Origin of the sequence: Dactylosporangium sp. NBC_01737 (assembly GCF_035963215.1) — a bacterium.
Lineage (GTDB): Bacteria > Actinomycetota > Actinomycetes > Mycobacteriales > Micromonosporaceae > Dactylosporangium.
In genome coordinates, this window is record NZ_CP109153.1 from 2,052,796 (window position 1) to 2,068,599 (window position 15,804).

The 15,804-nt window shown below is 70.8% G+C and carries 15 protein-coding genes, 3 tRNA genes and 1 pseudogene; 8 read left to right on the plus strand and 11 right to left on the minus strand.

Annotation, left to right across the window (positions count from 1 at the left end):
• Positions 1–81 precede the first annotated feature (81 nt).
• Positions 82–2,019 (plus strand): peptidase MA family metallohydrolase, encoded by a 1,938-nt coding sequence (locus OHA72_RS08925; protein ID WP_327007361.1) that lies wholly within the window; start codon positions 82–84, stop codon positions 2,017–2,019.
• Between the two features lie 51 nt (positions 2,020–2,070).
• On the opposite strand, the gene OHA72_RS08930 is transcribed toward OHA72_RS08925, so the two are convergent.
• Both OHA72_RS08930 and OHA72_RS08935 read right to left on the minus strand, forming a co-directional pair.
• On the minus strand, positions 2,071–2,319 hold the full coding sequence (locus OHA72_RS08930; RefSeq protein ID WP_327007362.1) for a hypothetical protein: 249 nt from the start codon (positions 2,317–2,319) through the stop codon (positions 2,071–2,073).
• A 51-nt stretch (positions 2,320–2,370) separates the two neighbouring features.
• Positions 2,371–3,735: an ABC transporter substrate-binding protein gene (locus tag OHA72_RS08935; RefSeq protein ID WP_327007363.1), complete on the minus strand. Its 1,365-nt coding sequence runs from the start codon at positions 3,733–3,735 to the stop codon at positions 2,371–2,373.
• Positions 3,736–3,845: 110 nt separating this feature from the next.
• Between OHA72_RS08935 and OHA72_RS08940 the strand changes: the two genes are divergently transcribed.
• The 3 genes from OHA72_RS08940 to OHA72_RS08950 all read left to right on the plus strand — a co-directional run bounded on the left by OHA72_RS08940 (position 3,846) and on the right by OHA72_RS08950 (position 5,580).
• The gene (locus OHA72_RS08940; protein WP_327007364.1) at positions 3,846–4,283 is read left to right on the plus strand and encodes a hotdog fold thioesterase; all 438 of its coding nucleotides are present in this window, start codon (positions 3,846–3,848) and stop codon (positions 4,281–4,283) included.
• A 48-nt stretch (positions 4,284–4,331) separates the two neighbouring features.
• Positions 4,332–4,724: a hypothetical protein gene (locus OHA72_RS08945; RefSeq protein WP_239136110.1), complete on the plus strand. Its 393-nt coding sequence runs from the start codon at positions 4,332–4,334 to the stop codon at positions 4,722–4,724.
• Between the two features lie 340 nt (positions 4,725–5,064).
• Entirely contained in the window at positions 5,065–5,580 is a 516-nt protein-coding gene (locus tag OHA72_RS08950) for a hypothetical protein (RefSeq protein ID WP_327007365.1), read from the plus strand.
• A gap of 339 nt (positions 5,581–5,919) precedes the next feature.
• Here OHA72_RS08950 and OHA72_RS08955 read toward each other — a convergent pair whose 3' ends face one another.
• From OHA72_RS08955 to crtI, 8 genes are all read right to left on the minus strand, one after another.
• Positions 5,920–6,519, minus strand: a complete 600-nt coding sequence (locus OHA72_RS08955; RefSeq protein ID WP_327007366.1) for a hypothetical protein — start codon at positions 6,517–6,519, stop codon at positions 5,920–5,922.
• A gap of 203 nt (positions 6,520–6,722) precedes the next feature.
• Positions 6,723–6,796 (minus strand) — tRNA-Phe (locus tag OHA72_RS08960).
• A gap of 13 nt (positions 6,797–6,809) precedes the next feature.
• A tRNA-Asp gene (locus OHA72_RS08965) sits at positions 6,810–6,883 on the minus strand.
• A 35-nt stretch (positions 6,884–6,918) separates the two neighbouring features.
• Positions 6,919–6,991, minus strand: a tRNA-Glu gene (locus tag OHA72_RS08970).
• Positions 6,992–7,123: 132 nt separating this feature from the next.
• Positions 7,124–7,999: a polysaccharide deacetylase family protein gene (locus OHA72_RS08975; RefSeq protein WP_327007367.1), complete on the minus strand. Its 876-nt coding sequence runs from the start codon at positions 7,997–7,999 to the stop codon at positions 7,124–7,126.
• Between the two features lie 224 nt (positions 8,000–8,223).
• Positions 8,224–9,099 carry a MerR family transcriptional regulator gene (locus OHA72_RS08980; protein WP_327007368.1) on the minus strand — a complete coding sequence of 292 codons (876 nt, stop codon included), beginning with the start codon at positions 9,097–9,099 and terminating at the stop codon, positions 8,224–8,226.
• Positions 9,096–9,641, minus strand: coding sequence for an isopentenyl-diphosphate Delta-isomerase (idi, locus tag OHA72_RS08985; RefSeq protein ID WP_327007369.1), 546 nt, complete (start codon positions 9,639–9,641; stop codon positions 9,096–9,098). The genes OHA72_RS08980 and idi overlap by 4 nt, the downstream gene beginning before the upstream one ends.
• Positions 9,638–11,134, minus strand: a complete 1,497-nt coding sequence (gene crtI / locus OHA72_RS08990; RefSeq protein ID WP_327007370.1) for a phytoene desaturase family protein — start codon at positions 11,132–11,134, stop codon at positions 9,638–9,640. The genes idi and crtI overlap by 4 nt, the downstream gene beginning before the upstream one ends.
• A gap of 71 nt (positions 11,135–11,205) precedes the next feature.
• Between crtI and OHA72_RS08995 the strand changes: the two are divergent.
• A pseudogene (locus tag OHA72_RS08995) lies at positions 11,206–12,105 on the plus strand (phytoene/squalene synthase family protein); the annotation flags it as partial.
• Between the two features lie 119 nt (positions 12,106–12,224).
• Positions 12,225–13,496 (plus strand): cryptochrome/photolyase family protein, encoded by a 1,272-nt coding sequence (locus OHA72_RS09000; RefSeq protein ID WP_327007371.1) that lies wholly within the window; start codon positions 12,225–12,227, stop codon positions 13,494–13,496.
• Here OHA72_RS09000 and OHA72_RS09005 read toward each other — a convergent pair.
• The gene (locus OHA72_RS09005) at positions 13,493–14,197 is read right to left on the minus strand and encodes an HAD family hydrolase (protein WP_327007372.1); all 705 of its coding nucleotides are present in this window, start codon (positions 14,195–14,197) and stop codon (positions 13,493–13,495) included. The genes OHA72_RS09000 and OHA72_RS09005 overlap by 4 nt on opposite strands.
• Before the next feature lie 40 nt (positions 14,198–14,237).
• Here OHA72_RS09005 and OHA72_RS09010 point away from each other — a divergent pair, with 40 nt between their 5' ends.
• Together OHA72_RS09010 and OHA72_RS64570 are read left to right on the plus strand one after the other, a co-directional pair.
• Complete coding sequence (locus OHA72_RS09010; RefSeq protein WP_327007373.1) at positions 14,238–14,411, plus strand: hypothetical protein; 174 nt, start codon at positions 14,238–14,240, stop codon at positions 14,409–14,411.
• Positions 14,412–14,441: 30 nt separating this feature from the next.
• Complete coding sequence (locus OHA72_RS64570) at positions 14,442–15,455, plus strand: mechanosensitive ion channel family protein (RefSeq protein ID WP_442788544.1); 1,014 nt, start codon at positions 14,442–14,444, stop codon at positions 15,453–15,455.
• Positions 15,456–15,804 lie beyond the last annotated feature (349 nt).

Below are 15,804 nucleotides of genomic sequence, written 5' to 3' on the forward strand. Positions count from 1 at the left end.
TCGGCGCGCCCGGGGCGGGGTCGACAAGGAGCGCCGGCCTGGCGCAGGATGTGATTCCGCTCCTCGACGTCGGCAGGCAATGTGACCAACCCCGAACCGGCCGCCGCGGCGCCCTCCGCCGCCCCTTCGACTGACGCCGCACCTGTCGGCGTCACCGCAACGCCGGACGCCACGGTGGTGCCGGACCCGGCGCCCGCCATCCCGGCCCAGCCGGGCCCACCGGCCACCGAGTCCCGGCCCGGCCCGGCCGCCCCGCCCGCCGCGGCGCTGCCGGCCCAGGTGACGCCAGCGGGTGCGACGGTGTCCGAGGTGGCGGTTCCGGCGGACGCGACGCTGCCGGGAGGGATGCTTCCGGGCGCGACCGCGGCGGACGCTGCGCCGCCCGCAGTGATGCAGGCCGGGCCGACGCCGCAGTTCACGACGAATCAGAGCGCACCGCCCCAACAGCCGCCCCCGGTGATGCCGCCGCAGGGGTATCCGCCGCAGTTCGTGCCGCAGCAACGGATGCCCCAGCAGTACGTGCCACCGCAGCAGTTCGGGCCGCCACAGCAGTTCGCGGGGCCACAGCAGTTCGTGCCCGCGCCGCCGGGCGGCGGGGTGCCACAGGGGTATCCGGCGCAGTTCGGGGCGCCGTCCGTACACCATCCGCTGCCGCCGACGCATCCCGGCTATGCCTACGGTTGGCCGCCGCAACTGCCGCCGCAACCGCGTCGCAGCTTCCTCTGGCCGGTCCTCACCACCCTGCTGGTGGTCAGCATGGTCCTCGCCCTCGGCGGGGCCGCTGCGGCCACCTGGGCGCTGCGCGGCGGCGGGAGCGGCGGCGAGACCGACCTGGTCTCCTCCACCTGGGTCGACATGCGCCCCGGGGTCGGCATCAAGGCGATCGAGGAGCTGCTGGAGCGGCACACCCAGGCGGTCAAGAAGAAGGACCTCAACGCCTGGATGGCCGACGTCGACCAGAGCGACGCGGCGTTCGCGAAGCGGCAGAAGCAGCTGTTCGACAACCTGGCCAAGATGCCGTTCTCGGACATCAGCTTCGACCGGACCCGGTTGCCCGCACGGCAGTTGGCGAAGTTCCTGCCGACGCAGCTGTTCGACCGGTACCACGCCGCCGTGCACGTCGAAGCGGTAACGATTCGGCACCGGATCGAGGGCGTGGACAGCAAGACCGTCGCGATCCCGTGGATGCCCGTCGTGGCCCTCACCAAGGGCAAGTGGCTCATCGTCGGCGACGCGGCGGGTAAGGACATGCCGCTCGGCGCCAACGGGCAGCCGTGGGACTCGACCGGGCCGGTCGCGGTGCTGCGCAACGACCGCATCATCGCCGTGGTCTCCGCCGACGACGCCCAGCGGGGCCGCAGCCTGCTGCAGATGGCCGAGACCAGCCTCAAGCAGGTCGTCGAGGTCCGCCCGACCGGCTGGGACGGCAAGGTGCTGTTCACGGCCGTGCAGGACAAGCGGATCTTCGACACGTACTTCGCCGAGTCGCAGGAGCGGATCGCGCAGGTGGCGGCGATCGCGGTGCCGTACTACAACCATGTCGGCGACTGGGCGAGCTCACCGGCGTACAGCTCGACCCGGGTCGTGTTCAACCCGACGCAGCTGACGGCACAGACCGAGGAGCTCGCGCACGACCTCACGCATGAGTTCGCGCACGCCGCCATGGGCCCTGTGACGACCGCACGGACGCCACGGTGGGTGGTGGAGGGGTTCGCGGAGTACGTCGCTTACAAGAAGGACAACGTGCCCGCAGCGGGCATCCGCCAGGCGCTGGGCGACCTGGTCATCTCGACCCTGCCGACCGACGAGCAGTTCTACTCCGAGCCGCGCAACTACATCGCCAGCTGGCTGGCGAACCGGATGATCGCGGAGAAGTTCGGGCAGGACAAGCTGATCGCGTTCTACGAGGCGTTCCAGAACGTCGCCGAGGTCGAGTCAGCGGCCCGCGAGGTCCTGGGTATCGGCGTCAGCGCGCTGGAGCAGCAGTGGCGGGACTACGTAGCACAGAAGCGCGGCTGAGAGGGCTTCCCTCTCAGCCGCGCACCTGGTTGTCCAGCGTTGCCGCGTCGCTCAGACCGTTGCCGGCGGGAGGCCGCCGTCGCCGTCCACGACCTGCTCCGGCGTGCCGTCCTCGTCGATGTCACTCATCGTGATGTCGACCTTGCCGTCGCCATTCGTGTCGAACTGGAACACGTCGGCCTTGCCGTCCCCGTCCGTGTCGATCGCCCAGAGGTCGGCCTTGCCGTCGTTGTTCGTGTCGCCGACGAGGAGCTCGATGCGCTGGTCGCCGCGCGTCTCGACGGTCTCGTTCTCGCTCATGGTGCGGGTCCTCTCACGTCATTCGGGTTGGCGTTCGCGTTTCGCGGTTTGCTAAGCCGTTGGTGCCTTTATGCCCGCGGTGACCAGAGCTTTAATCACCAGCGCCGACTCGTCGAAGCCCACCAGCAGGATCGCGGTCGCCTCGAAGGCCTTGACCTGACCCGCGATCGGCGCAAACAGCTTCGCCGCGTCGGCCTTCGGATCGTAGTTGTCCTTCGCCTCGTACTTGAGGACCTGCATGTTGCCGGGCTTGATGCCGGCCGCGGTGAGGTCGCTGCGGACCCCCTCGGACAGCCCGCTGCCGTACGTGTCGTCCCGGGCGATGATCGCGACCTTGGTGTGCCCGTCCCGCATGATGATGTCGGCGATGGCCTTGGCCTGCAGGACGTCGGGCGGCGACGTGCGGAAGAACAACCCCTTGTCGTCGAACTTCGTCAGCTCGTCCGACGTCGCCGACGGCGAGATCATCACCTTGCCGGCCTGCGCGACCCGCGGGATGACGGCCTTGCTCACCCCGGAGGCGCCGGCGCCGATGATCACCTGGACGTTCGCGGAGATCAGCCGCTCGACGGTCGCCTTGGCGGTGTCGGGGTTGGTGCCGTCGTCACCCTCCTCGACCAGCACCTGCTGGCCGAGCACGCCGCCGGCCTCGTTGATCTCCTTGATGGCGAGCTTGGCCGCGGCGAACATCGGCGGGCCCTGGAACGCCAGCGCGCCGGTCTTCGGCAGCAGCAGGCCGAACTTCAGCGCCGGCCCCTTCGCGCCACCCTTGTTGCCGCCGCTGGCGGGCGGGGCAGCGGCCTTGTTCTCGGTCTTCTCGTCACCCGCACCGACGAACTCGGTCTTCGCCTCGTCGATGGTGTTGTTGCGACCGAAGTTGAGCACGCCATACATTGCCGAGGACGGCTCGCCCGCATCGGTGAAGCCACTGCGGCGCAGCGAGATCCCGCGGTACTTGAAATCCTTGCCCGACTTGGCGGCCGCCAGGCACGTGGAGATCGTGTCGCAGACATTCTCGCCGGTCGTCACGCCGATCATCTGCTTGGCGATCGACGCGGACTCGACCGACTTGCCGGCCTCCGCGGCCAGCGCGGCGACCACGACGGCGTCATACGCCTCGCCCGCGTAGTTGAAGTCCGTGAGACCGGAGTCGACGGACCTGACCCGGCGCTTGAAGTCGTCGCTGAGCGGGGTCAGCGGGGTGGTGCCCTTCATCCCGGCGAGCACCGCCGGTGAATCCTTGAGCGCCTCACCGAACGAGTTGGCCATGTTGCCGTCAGAGCCATAGAAGCGAATGTCACTCTTTGTCTCAGTGTCGCCGTTACTCTGCGCGGTGGAACCGCAGCCGGACGCGGTGAGCAACAGACCAATCGCGGTGATTGCTCCCACGATGGCTTTGGCCGACCGTGCGCGCATGAGTGTTTCTCCTCCCCAAAGGTGCCGTGCGCACCATAGCGCGGTCTGGCCGAGGACTTAAGTGGGGAGGTGGCTGGCCGCAGGCGTACCACCCGGTAACCTCTAGCGGCATGGAGGACACTGGCGTCACCGAGAGTGATACCCTGCCCGACGGCATGTCGATGCACGGCACGCTTGCCGAGCGCATGGGCATTGACCTGCTGGAAGCCGCCCCCGAGCGGGTCGTCGGCACGATGCCCGTGGCCGGCAACACGCAGCCGTACGGCCTGCTGCACGGCGGCGCATCGGTCGTCCTCGCCGAGACGCTCGGCTCGATCGGCGCGGCCCTGCACGCGGCCCGCCTCTTCAACGGCATCGCCGTCGGCATCGAGGTCAACGCCACGCACCACAAGGCGGCCCGCGCGGGCGTCGTCACCGGCGTGGCGACACCCCTGCGCCTCGGCGGGATGATCGCCTCCTACGAGATCGCCATCACCGACGAATCCGGTGAACGCGTCTGCACCGCCCGGCTGACCTGCGCACTCCGCCGATCGCCGGCCGTGTCATAGTCCCCGGTTTCGCGCACGCGGCTTGACTGAGCCGCATACGGTGTCGGCGTGGATGAGCCCGGAGACGAGACCTACCAGGACGCCGCCATGGTCCTGGAGTCCGCCCTAGCGGGCGACGGAGAAGGCGTGGTCCACACCTTCGACGCGGTCGTCGACCGCCGCGGGATGAGCGCCGCCTACGACGTCGCCTGGCGCCTCGCCGGCGAGATGGTCGGCGAGAACCTCGCCCGCGGCCCCTGGCGTCTCGAGTTCCCCGACATCGACGACGCCAACTACGACAAGCGCTGGGTCGCCCGCTTCGTCAGCGCCTACGTGAACGAGGACATCCCCAGCGGCACCGCCCTGTTCACCGTCGCGCTGGTCGACGGCAAGCTCCCGGACTGCCTGATGACCCTCGCCGGCTCCGCGGTCGCTACGCTCCGCCGCCGCGGTGCCGCTTAGTGCAATTCCGCACTTGCAGAATGGCATCGGGTGCGGCATGGTTGTGCATACGTCGTTACCGAGCGTCGCAGCGCCCGAACCCCTGACCGTGTGTCGACTGAGGGGTCCGCGCGGTCGGGTGAACGGGCGGGCGCTCGCCTAGCCAACTGGCCTTGGTGACCCCGGGCGCCCGCCCCCTTTTCTCGATTCCTCGAGGGGGCCACCGATGCCACACGATTCCCAACCACTTCCCAGCAACGCCATCGCCTCTGCCACCAGCAGCACTGACGGCCACAGCGCCGCCCTGAATGGTTGTGCTGACGCAGGCGCTTGGGCCGCGCCCAGCCCCGCCGTCGGTTCCGTGACCGATCCCGCTGCTGATGCGGGCGCGGGCGCCGGTGCCCATAGCGGTATCGGTGCCGATTCCGGTGCCTCTGCTCCTGCTGGTGCCGATTCCGGTGCTGGTGCCCCTGCTGGTGTCGGCACCTGTGGCGATTCCGGTGCCGGTGCCAGCACCAGCGCCAGCGGCGTTGCGCGTGTCCACGTCAGCACCAGCGACGGTGCCCGTGTCCATGTCAGGACCGATGCCCGCGCCAGCATCTATGCCCATGCCGGTGTCCGTGCCCATGACCGTGCCGGTGCCGATGACGGTGCCCATGACGGTGCTCGGGCGCGGGCCGCCCTGGGCGTGCCGTTGCTCGGACTGGCCTCCGACGGCGACGTGGCTCACGCGACGCAGCTCCTCCTGGCACACATGCCCCGCGAGGTGACCCGCGCCTTCTGCCTCGCCTGCCGCACCGCGTGGCCGTGCCCGGACGTGCGCTACGCCCGTGCCATCACCGCGGGCCAGGCCGTGTGGGGGAGCTTCCTCGCATGAGCACGGTGCACTACTCCCAAGTGGCCGCGGACCGGATCGCGACCGCGAACCGTGCCGTCGGCGTCCACGTCGAGTCGGCCACCAGCTCCCGCTGCGCAGCCTGCGACCAGCCGGTGCCGTGCGCCTTCCGCCGCGCCGCCGAAGGAACGCTGCGCGCCTACGGCCAACTGCCCCGCCGCCTCCCAGGTCTCACCCTCCGTTCCTCGGGTGCCGCACTCGTCCAGCCACAGGCACGCTCTGCCCCACCGCCGGGAACGCGCGGTCCTCGCACCCTGTCGCTGGACGCGGCGTTCGGCTGGTTCACCGCGGGAGGGTGCGGCGAACCACTCAACATGCCGCTCAGTCAGCCCTCGTCGGCAGCTCCGCCAGCACCCTCTCCGCCGCCTCGGGCGCGCCGCCAGGCTCCTCAACCAACCCGTCCGCAGGCGGGTCAGCCACCGGCGCCGGACGGACCTCGCCGAGGATCAGCAGCCGCTGGCGGATCGCGCCACCCGTGCGTCCCAGCTCAACGGTCAGGGTCTTGATGGTGGCGCCCTCGCGGAAGCGCCGCACCAGCAGCTCCAGATCCGCGGGCTCCCACGGCTGGCCCGATTTCGGCGCGGTCGGGCGAGGATGCCGCGACCACCGGTCATACGCCCGCCATCCACCCGGAGGAGCCGACCCTGGCGGCGGCGAACCCGGCGGCGAGCCACCACCGCGGAAGCCGGCGAGCGCGGATGCGAGCAGCTGGCCGACGTCGGTCGCGTCGCCCACCGGCAGCTCGGCGACGAGCTCCGTGAAGACATAGCCGGAGTCCCACCCGACCAGCCGCAGCCCGACGACGCCGCTGCCGTCGTCGAACGCGGTCACGTCATAGCTGCGATGGTCCAGCATCAACCGCCGCCGCACGTCGGTGCCACGGGTCGGGTGGTTGTCGAAGTCCCAGTCGAAGGTGTTCATGCCGGCACGCTACGACCAGGGTCCGACACTTTTCCTCGCCCCGTAACGAGGCCGCGGCAAGGCGTGACGGCGCCGTGTCAGTTCAGGTCAGCGACGCCGGATGACGTCGCCGCTCTTGCTGCACGATTGCCGGGTGGCGCATACAAAGACCCCGACCGGCGTTTCCGCTGGTCGGGGTCTGTAAAGCCCGGCGAAGAGCTTTGTGGGCAGGGGCGGGGTCGAACCGCCGACCTTCCGCTTTTCAGGCGGACGCTCGTACCGACTGAGCTACCTGCCCAAGATGGGCCTTGCGGTCCTGACGGGACTTGAACCCGCGACCTCCGCCTTGACAGGGCGGCGAGCACTCCAACTGCTCCACAGGACCTTGCTCCTACTGCTCCTCCGGGCAAGCCCGGCAAGTACCCCCAACGGGATTCGAACCCGTGCTACCGCCTTGAAAGGGCGGCGTCCTGGGCCGCTAGACGATGAGGGCGGCCCCGCAATCATCGCATACTCTACGACTTGTGCGGTGTTGCTCCCATCCGGCCCCGCCGGAGGCTTTCAGAGCATACGTGACCCGCTCCGCCAAAACCAAATGGGTATCCATCGTGGCGTTGCGGAGGGCTCAGACGGGCATCGCGATCAGGGTGAACTGCTGCTTGAGCTCGGGCAGGAGGGTCTTGTAGGCGGCGAGGGTGGCGCTGCGGTCGCCGCCGCCGTCGTGGGACAGGATGACGGCGCCGGGCTTCGTGTTGTTCCTCACGTTGGTGATGATGTGTTGGGTCATCTGGTTGCCGGGCCACTTCTTGATGTTCCAGTCGGAGGGGTCGACGGTCCAGCCCAGGGACTTCATGCCCAGCTCGGCGGCGATCTGCACGGCGGCGGGGGTGAAGTTGCCGCCGGGGTGGCGGAAGTACTTGATCTGCGCGTCGGGGACGGCCTTGTGGATCTCGTCGTTGGTGCGCTGGAGGTCGGCGCGGATGGTGTCGGCGGACTTCTTGCCGAGCTTGTCGTCGTGCTTCCAGGTGTGGTTGCACAGGGTGTGACCGTCCTTGACGATCTCCTGCACGTACTGCGGGAACTCCTGGACGGCGACGCCGACCACGCAGAAGGTGGCCTTGATGTTGTGCTGGCGCAGCATGGCGAGCAGCTGCGGGGTGTCGGCGCCGGGGCCGTCGTCGAAGGTGAGGGCGACCTGCGCGCCGCCCGTCTGCCGCATGATGCCGTCGGAGGCGACAGCGGACGACGTGGACGGCGACGCGGAGGTCGAGGCGGGCGCCGACGCGGACGGGGTGGCGCTGGGCTTGCCGGTGACGGCCTGCGCGGTGGAGTCGCTGATCGGGCGGGCCTGGGCGCCGCCGCCCTCGCCGGCGTCGGTCGAGCCGGACCTGACGGGGGACCCGTGCCACGACGCCGAGGGCACGTCGGTGGCGCCGCAGCCGGCAAGGGCCAGGACGGCGGCGCTGATCAGTGCTCCTAGGGCGAGGCGGGTGCGGGTCATTGTCGGCTCCGGGGATAGGGCGTGCGGTGGGAAGGCACACGCTAATGACAAGACGCACCCGGCAGCCCCCTGCGTTCAGGCCATGGCACGAACCCGGGAGTACCTCGACAAGGGAAATTTACGCAGATAGCAAGTGATGCTTTCCGGGTGGTGTTGTCGGGAAGACAACCGTCGAAGCCTGAACGGGCGGAAGGACGCCCGGAACGCGCGGAAAACCAGGCAGGCTAAGCGATTGCGGCGGTGAGCATCGCCAGCGCCTCGGTCAGTGAGGCGGGTCTCGACACTCCCGCGGGCAGCGTGGCGGCGTTCCAGCCGGGACCGCCTGCGGCCACGACGAGCGGGCGACGCGGCGCAGCGAGCACGGGCTCGAGCTGGCCGGGATCCCCGGTGGTGGGCAGCTGCGACCAGACCAGCACGGCCGCCGGTCCGGTCCGGCGTACGGCGGTGGCCAGCGCCGTCGGTGGCACCCGCGCGCCGAGCATGCGGGTCGGGACGCCCACGGCCGCGAGCGCCGCGCCGACCGCCTCGAGGGGAAGGCTGTGCTGCTCCTCGTCGGCGCAGGCGAGCAGGATCTGGGCCGGGACGGTCGGCTCGGGGCGGGGCACGGCGCCGAAGACGGCCGAGACGCACCCGGACAGCAGGTGCTCGACCTCGACGAGGGCGCCGGTGATCGCGTGCCGTTCGCCGATGGCGGAGAGGACCGGGCGCAGCACCTCGTCCCAGGCGACGACGACGCCCAGGTCGTGCACGGCGGCGGCGACCCGCTGCCGGACCGCGGGCGCGTCCAGCCGCACGGCGGCCCGGTGCAGGCCACGCGCGGTCGCCACCAGGTCGGCGCTGCCGAACAGCGGCGATGGCGACGGGTCACGGACGTCCTGCAGCGCCCACCGGGCCGCCTCGTTGGGTGCAACACCCTCGACGATCAGGCGCTGCATCACCTCGAGCCGTTCGATGTCCTGCTCGGTGTACCGGCGGTGGTGCCCCGGCTCATGCAGCGACGGGCCCATCCCGTACCGCTGGTGCCAGGTCCGCAGCGTGGTCACAGCGACGCCGAGCCGCCGGGCCACCGCGCCCGCCGAATACGCCGCCGCGGCCGTCATGCCGTGGAGCCCCGCCAGGCGGACACGACCCCGGCCAGCCACGGCGCGTACAGGTCCGGAGACTGCGACAGCCGCGTCGTGAGGTCGTCGCCGGCGATCCACTCGACCGCGGCGACCTCCGCCGGGTCTGCGGAAATATCCGAAAAATCAGACAGAGCGCCGACCAGCACGTGGTCGTACTCGAACTCGACCCGCCCGGTATCGGGATCGGCGGCCTGGTAGACGTACACCCCGACCTCCCGCAACGGCACGGTCCTGACGCCGAGCTCTTCGGCCAGCCGGCGGGCCGCCGCGTCCGTGACCGCCTCGCCCGGGGCGGGATGGCCGCAGCACGCGTTGGCCCACCGCAGCGCGAACCTGGTCTTCACGGCGGCGCGCTGCTGCAGCAGGAACCGGCCGTCGTCGTCGACGAGCACGACAGAGAAGGCGCGGTGCAGCCGGCCGGGAGCGCGGTGCGCCTCGTCGACGGTGGCCTCCCCGACGGCACCTCCACCGGTGTCGACCAGCTCCACCAGGTGCGACTCCCGAGAACGAGGACTCACGACACCACTCCCGTAATGCGTTCGGCTGCCAGGCGACCGGAGATCAGGACCATCGGCACGCCGACTCCCGGTTGGGTCCCCGACCCGACGAAGACCACATTGGACAGTGTGGGGTGGAGGTTGCCCGGCCGGAAGGGCCCGGTCTGGCGCAACGTGTGCGCCGCGGCGAACGGGGTGCCGGCCTCCATGCCCTGATCGGCCCAGTCGGCGGGGGTCACGAACCGTGAGACCTCGATGGCGTCGCCGAAGCCGACGTAGCCGCGCTGCTCAAGGGTGTCGATGAGCTCGCTGCGGTAGGTGCCGCTGAGCGAGCCGCGCCAGTCGAGCAGCGGGGCGGTGAGGTTGGGCGTCGGCGCGAGCACGTAGTAGGTCTGCCGGCCGTCCGGCGCGAGCAACGGGTCGGTGCGCGTGGGATTGGTGACCAGCAGGGACGGGTCGCTCATCAGCTTGCCCTGGTTGATGACCTCGTCGAAGGTCTCCCGCCACGCCCGGCCGAAGTGGATGTTGTGGTGGGCGATCGCCCCGTACGACTGCCGCGACCCCACGTGCAGCACCACGCACGACGGCGAGTACCGCAGCTTGCCCAGCAACGGGTTGCGCCATCTCGCGGAAGGCAGCAGGTCCCGGTAGGCGACCGGCAGGTCCGGGTTGAGCACGACGGTGTCGGCGGGGAACCGGCGACCGTCGGCGCACACGACGCCGGTCGCGCGGCCGGCGACGACGGAAACCGACGCGACGGCAGTGCCGTAGTTGATGGTCACGCCGTGCTTGGTTGCGACGTCGGCGAGCGCGCGCGAGACCGCGTGGATGCCGCCCTTGGGGAAGTAGACGCCGGCGACGGAGTCGAGGTAGGCGATCACCGCGTAGAGGGCCAGGGCCTGGTGCGGGGCGACGCCGGCGTACATCGCCTGGAAGGAGAAGATCCGCCGGGTCCGCGGGTCGCTGAAGTAGCTGTCGACCTTCGACTGGAGCCGGCCGAAGCCGCCGCGGACGAGCAGCCGCCACAGATTGGCCGTGACGAGGTCCTGCGGGCGGTCGAGGTTGCGGTCGATGAAGTCGTCGCGCTCCAGTCGCCACAGCTCCCGCGCGTCGTCGACGAAGCGCAGGTAGCCGTCGGCCTCGCGGGCGCCGCAGACCCGGGCGACCTCGCCGGCCATCCGCGCCGTGTCGGCGATGACGTCGAGCGTCGAGCCGTCGGGGAAGTGCGCCCGGTAGGCCGGGTCGAGCCGGGTCATCGGCAGCCAGTCGGCCAGATCCTCCCCGACGGTGCCGACCAGGTCCTCCAGCAGCGACGGCATCGTCAGCACGGTCGGCCCGGTGTCGAACTCGTAGCCGTCGAGGCTCAGTTTCCCGGCCCGGCCGCCCGGGTAGTCCTCCCGCTCCAGGACGGTGACCTCACGCCCGGCGGCGGCCAGCCGGATGGCGGCCGCCAGCCCGCCGAGCCCCGCTCCGACGACGACCACCCGATCGGTCGGTCCTTTCACTACCCGCATGAGCGAAGCGTAGCGTAGGCTCAAGGTTGCGTCGATTGGTGCGTCGATTTGAAAAGAACCAGGAGGCCAGCATGGAGTCAGCGTCCCTGACCGCCGCATACGAGCGGTGTCGCGCGCTGCACCGCCACCACGGCCGGACCTACTACCTGGCGACCAGGTTGCTGCCCGCCTGGAAGCGCCGGCACGTGCACGCGCTCTACGGGTTCACCCGCTACGCGGACGAGATCGTCGACCGCACCGAGGCGCTGACCCCGCAGGAGCGCGCGAGCGAGCTCGAGGCGTGGTCCACCAGCTTCGTGCGGGGGCTCTCCGGCGCGCCGACCGACGACCCGCTGCTGCCCGCGGTCCTGCACACGATCCAGGTCTTCGACATCGACCTGGAGGACTTCCGCAAGTTCCTCGACAGCATGGCGATGGACCTCACCGTCACCGACTACGAGACCTACGACGACCTGCTCGACTACATGGACGGCTCGGCCGCGGTGATCGGCACGATGATGCTGCCGATCCTCGAGTCCTCCGACCGGGCCGCCGCCCGTGAGCCCGCCCGCCAGCTCGGCCTCGCGTTCCAGCTCACCAACTTCATCCGTGACGTGGCCGAGGACCTGGAGCGGGGCCGGGTCTACCTGCCGTCGGAAGACCTGCGGCGGTTCGGGGTCACCCGCGAGGACCTGGAGCAGGCCGCCCGCGAGCGGCGCAGCAGTCAGAAGATCAAGAGCCTCATGGTGTACGAGGTGCAGCGCGCCCGAGCGCATTACATCGCCGCCGCGGTCGGCATCCAGATGCTCGCGCCGAGCTCGCAGGCGTGCATGCGGGCCGCCTTCCGGCTCTACGGCGGCATCCTCGACGAGGTCGAGGCGCAGGACCACGACGTCTTCGTCCGGCGCGCCACGGTGCCGAAGCTGCGCCGCATCGCCGTCGCGCTGCGCTGCCTGCTGACCCGCCCCGGCGCGCCGGTGCCGATCCCGGGCACGCCGTCGGACGTGTTCGACGCGGTGTCCGCGATCCCGCCGGCCGCCGCGCCGCACTCCCGCGAGCCCGCCGCCGACCTGCACCTGCCGGCCGTGCTGGACCTGCGCGGCACCGCGGCATGAAGGTCGCCGTCGTCCTGTTCACCCGCGACCTGCGGGTGCATGACAACCCCGCGCTGTCCGCCGCGTCGCGCGCCGCGGAGCGGGTGCTGCCGTTGTTCGTGCACGACCCGGCGCTGCCAGCCGGCGACAACCGGCGCCGGTTCCTCGACGAGTGCCTCACCGACCTGAAGGCGTCGCTGCGCAAGCGCGGCGCCGACCTGGCCGAGCTGCGTGGCGACCCGGTGACCGAGGCGGTCCGGGTGGCGAAGGCGGTCGGCGCCGAGGGGATCGGGCTCGCGGACGACGTCAGCGGCTACGCCCGCGACCGGGAGCGCCGCCTGCGCCTGGCGTGCGACGGCGAGCGCATCGCCCTGAAGACGTTCCCCGGTGTCACGGTCGTGCCGCCCGGCGCGGTCCGGCCCGCCGGCGGCGGCGAGCACTACAAGGTGTTCACGCCCTACTGGCGGGCGTGGCAGGCGCAGCGCCCGCGGGACGTCGAGGGGGCGCCCCGCTCTCTGCGACTGCCCGACGACCTGCCGGAGTCGTGGTTCGGCGGACGCCCGGCCGGTGGCGACGGCGGGGAGACCGCGGCCCGGCAACGGCTCACCGCGTGGCTGCCGCACCTGGAGGGCTACGAGGGCGACCACGACGCCATGGCCGCCGACCGGACCTCCCGGCTGAGCCCGTTCCTGCACTTCGGCTGCCTGTCGCCGCGTGACGTGGCGGCCCGCGTCGGCGGCCGCCCCGGTGCCGGGCCGTTCCTGCGGCAGCTGTGCTGGCGCGACTTCTACCACCAGGTCCTGTTCGCGTTCCCGGACCTGCGGCGCAAGGCATACCGGGCGTCGGCGGAGGACACCTGGCACGACGGGTCCGACGCGCTGCAGGCGTGGCGCGAGGGGCACACCGGCGTCCCGATCGTCGACGCCGGCATGCGGCAGCTGCTCGCCGAGGGCTGGATGCACAACCGGGCCCGCCTGATCACCGCGTCCTACCTGACCAAGCACCTGCGCGTCGACTGGCGGGCCGGCGGCGACCACTTCTTCGATCTGCTGCTCGACGGCGACGTGGCCAACAACTACGGCAACTGGCAGTGGGTCGCGGGCACGGGCAACGACACCAAGCCGTACCGCCGCTTCAACCCGATCCGGCAGGCGCACCGCTTCGACCCGCTGGGCGACTACGTGCGCCGCTACGTGCCGGAGCTGGCCGGCATCGAGGGCAAGGCGGTGCACGAGCCGTGGAACCTGCCGGAGCCACCGCGGGGTTACCCGGCGCCCCTGAAGCTCTAGGCGCTCGTCAGCGCCACCCGGAATGCCGTGGTCAGCGCCTCGTCGAGATGGTCGAGGAGATCCTGCGGGTCGGCGTAGACGGTCGCGGCGCCGTGGTCGAGCAGCTCCGCCGCGCACAGCCCGCCGCTGGTGAGCCCGATGCACGGGATCGACAGCGCACCGGCGGCCTTGACGTCCCAGACCGAGTCGCCGACGAACACGACCTCCCCGGCGTCCAGGCGCGAGCGGCGCAGCGCCACCTCCACGATGTCCGGCGCCGGCTTGCTCTCCCCGGCGTCGTCGGCGCTGGTCACGGTGTCGATGACCGCGTCGGCGTCCAGGCAGCGCAGCAGCGCGCCGAGCTCCGGCTTCGACGCCGACGTGGCGAGCACGTTGCGCAGCCCCCGGTCCGCGCAGGTCTCCAGCAGCTTCTGCGCACCCGGCAGCCGGCGCAGCGACGTCCATTTGGTGGCATACAGGCTGTCGTGGGCCGCCCGCAGCGCGTCGTCGTCGCCGGTGTCGCGCCCGCCGCCTTCGCCGGAGCCCAGCAGATGATCCAGGATCTTGTCCGACCCCATGCCGATCGCCCGGTGGATGCGGGCCGACCCGACGTCGTGCCCGTACTGTCGAAACGCCTGCCACCAGGCCGTCGTATGCAGATAGACACTGTCGACGAGGGTCCCGTCGACATCAAAGAGCACACCGGTCACTGGTTTGGTCATGCGTGCGTTGTACCCACCTGCGGGGGGTTTCACTGGAAATATGACCGAGCCACAGGTACGTGCAGTGGAGCCGTTCCCCGGCTTCGACGTCGACGACCTCGGTGACTTCGCGGTGGAGCACTGCAGCGTCACGCTGGCCGATCAGCTGCCCGGCGGTCCGGAGCACGCCACCGAGCCTGACAGCCCGAAGGGACTGGCCGGCATGGACGATTGAGTTCGCCGATGGATGGGCATCCATCACCGCATGGTCCGTGATGCCCTCGGCGACGTCGTACGCTTCGTGCCGTCACTGCTGCTGTTCCTCGTCATCCTGCTGGTCGGCTGGGGCCTCGCGGTCCTGCTGCGGGCGGGGGTCCGCAAACTGCTGGCCAAGGCCGGCTTCGACCGGCTGGTCGATCGCGGCGGCGTCGGGCGGGCACTGTCCCGGACGAGTTTCGACGCCGGCGACCTGATCGCCAAGCTCGTCTACTACGCCGTCCTGCTCTTCACGCTGCAGATCGCGTTCGGCGTGTGGGGCCCGAACCCGGTCTCCGAACTCATCGACAGCGTGGTGTCCTGGCTGCCCAAGGCGGCCGTCGCCATCGTCATCGTGGTCGTCGCCGCGGCGCTCGCCAACGGCCTGCGCGAGCTGGTGTCGGGTGCGCTGGGCGGCCTGTCGTACGGGCGGCTGCTGGCCAACCTCGGCTACTGCTTCGTCCTCGGCCTGGGCGTCATCGCGGCGCTGAACCAGATCGGCATCGCCACGTCGGTGACCACGCCGGTGCTGATCGCGGTGCTCGCCACGATCGCCGGCATCCTCATCGTCGGGGTCGGCGGCGGCCTGGTCCGGCCGATGCAGCAGCGGTGGGAGGGCTGGCTGACCCGTGCCGAGCAGGAGGCGCCGGCGGTGTCCGAGCGCGTCCGGGCCGCCGCGCAGGCCCGCCGCGAGGAGGCCGAGGCGCGCCGTGCGGCCGAGGCCGAGGCCCTCCGCCAGGCCGAGGAGGCCCGCCAGGCGGAGGCGGCCCGTCAAGCGGAGACGGCCCGGCAGGCCGAAGAGGCCCGGCAGGCCGAGGCCGCCAGGCAGGCGGCGGCGACACGGGTCTCCGAGTCCACGGGCCCGGCCGACGCACCGACGATGATCGTCCCGACCGTGCCCCCGGCCGTACCGCCGACTACGCAGAGTGCGCAGATGCAGGTCCCCGCCCAGCGGCCGGTGACCGAGCCGCCGAAGGACCCCGACCAGACCGTGGTCATCAACCCGCACCGCGACGACGCCTGACCGGTCCCGCTTTCGACGACCCGCCCCGAGAGGGCGGGTTTGTCGTTTCATGCTGAACCTATACAAAACTCCTCGACCGACAATTTCCCCGCACTCCGGATCACTCGGACATTGTAATTTGTTGATATGCGGCAATGGCTGCCCCGGTAAACCCTCGACATTGCCCTACATCCCCTGTTCGGCGCTTTTCTGCGGAGTGATTGCCTCTGTTCCGCGGTCTCGAAAACTGGCATGTTGTGACGGCGTATATCGAGCATTCGAGATATGCAGCGACGGCGTGCGCGTAGACCGAGGGTGGGCCACGCCGGAGCAGCGACGCGGGGGAACCAGTCACAAACCCTTCGGACAC

Coding starts and splice junctions, on each gene's coding strand:
- OHA72_RS08930 (WP_327007362.1), bottom strand. CDS start 2,319: ATGAGCGAGAACGAGACCGTCGAGACGCGCGGCGACCAGCGCATCGAG.
- OHA72_RS08935 (WP_327007363.1), bottom strand. CDS start 3,735: ATGCGCGCACGGTCGGCCAAAGCCATCGTGGGAGCAATCACCGCGATT.
- OHA72_RS08940 (WP_327007364.1), top strand. CDS start 3,846: ATGGAGGACACTGGCGTCACCGAGAGTGATACCCTGCCCGACGGCATG.
- OHA72_RS08955 (WP_327007366.1), bottom strand. CDS start 6,519: ATGAACACCTTCGACTGGGACTTCGACAACCACCCGACCCGTGGCACC.
- OHA72_RS08975 (WP_327007367.1), bottom strand. CDS start 7,999: ATGACCCGCACCCGCCTCGCCCTAGGAGCACTGATCAGCGCCGCCGTC.
- OHA72_RS08980 (WP_327007368.1), bottom strand. CDS start 9,099: ATGACGGCCGCGGCGGCGTATTCGGCGGGCGCGGTGGCCCGGCGGCTC.
- crtI (WP_327007370.1), bottom strand. CDS start 11,134: ATGCGGGTAGTGAAAGGACCGACCGATCGGGTGGTCGTCGTCGGAGCG.
- OHA72_RS09000 (WP_327007371.1), top strand. CDS start 12,225: ATGAAGGTCGCCGTCGTCCTGTTCACCCGCGACCTGCGGGTGCATGAC.
- OHA72_RS09005 (WP_327007372.1), bottom strand. CDS start 14,197: ATGACCAAACCAGTGACCGGTGTGCTCTTTGATGTCGACGGGACCCTC.
- OHA72_RS09010 (WP_327007373.1), top strand. CDS start 14,238: ATGACCGAGCCACAGGTACGTGCAGTGGAGCCGTTCCCCGGCTTCGAC.
- OHA72_RS64570 (WP_442788544.1), top strand. CDS start 14,442: ATGGTCCGTGATGCCCTCGGCGACGTCGTACGCTTCGTGCCGTCACTG.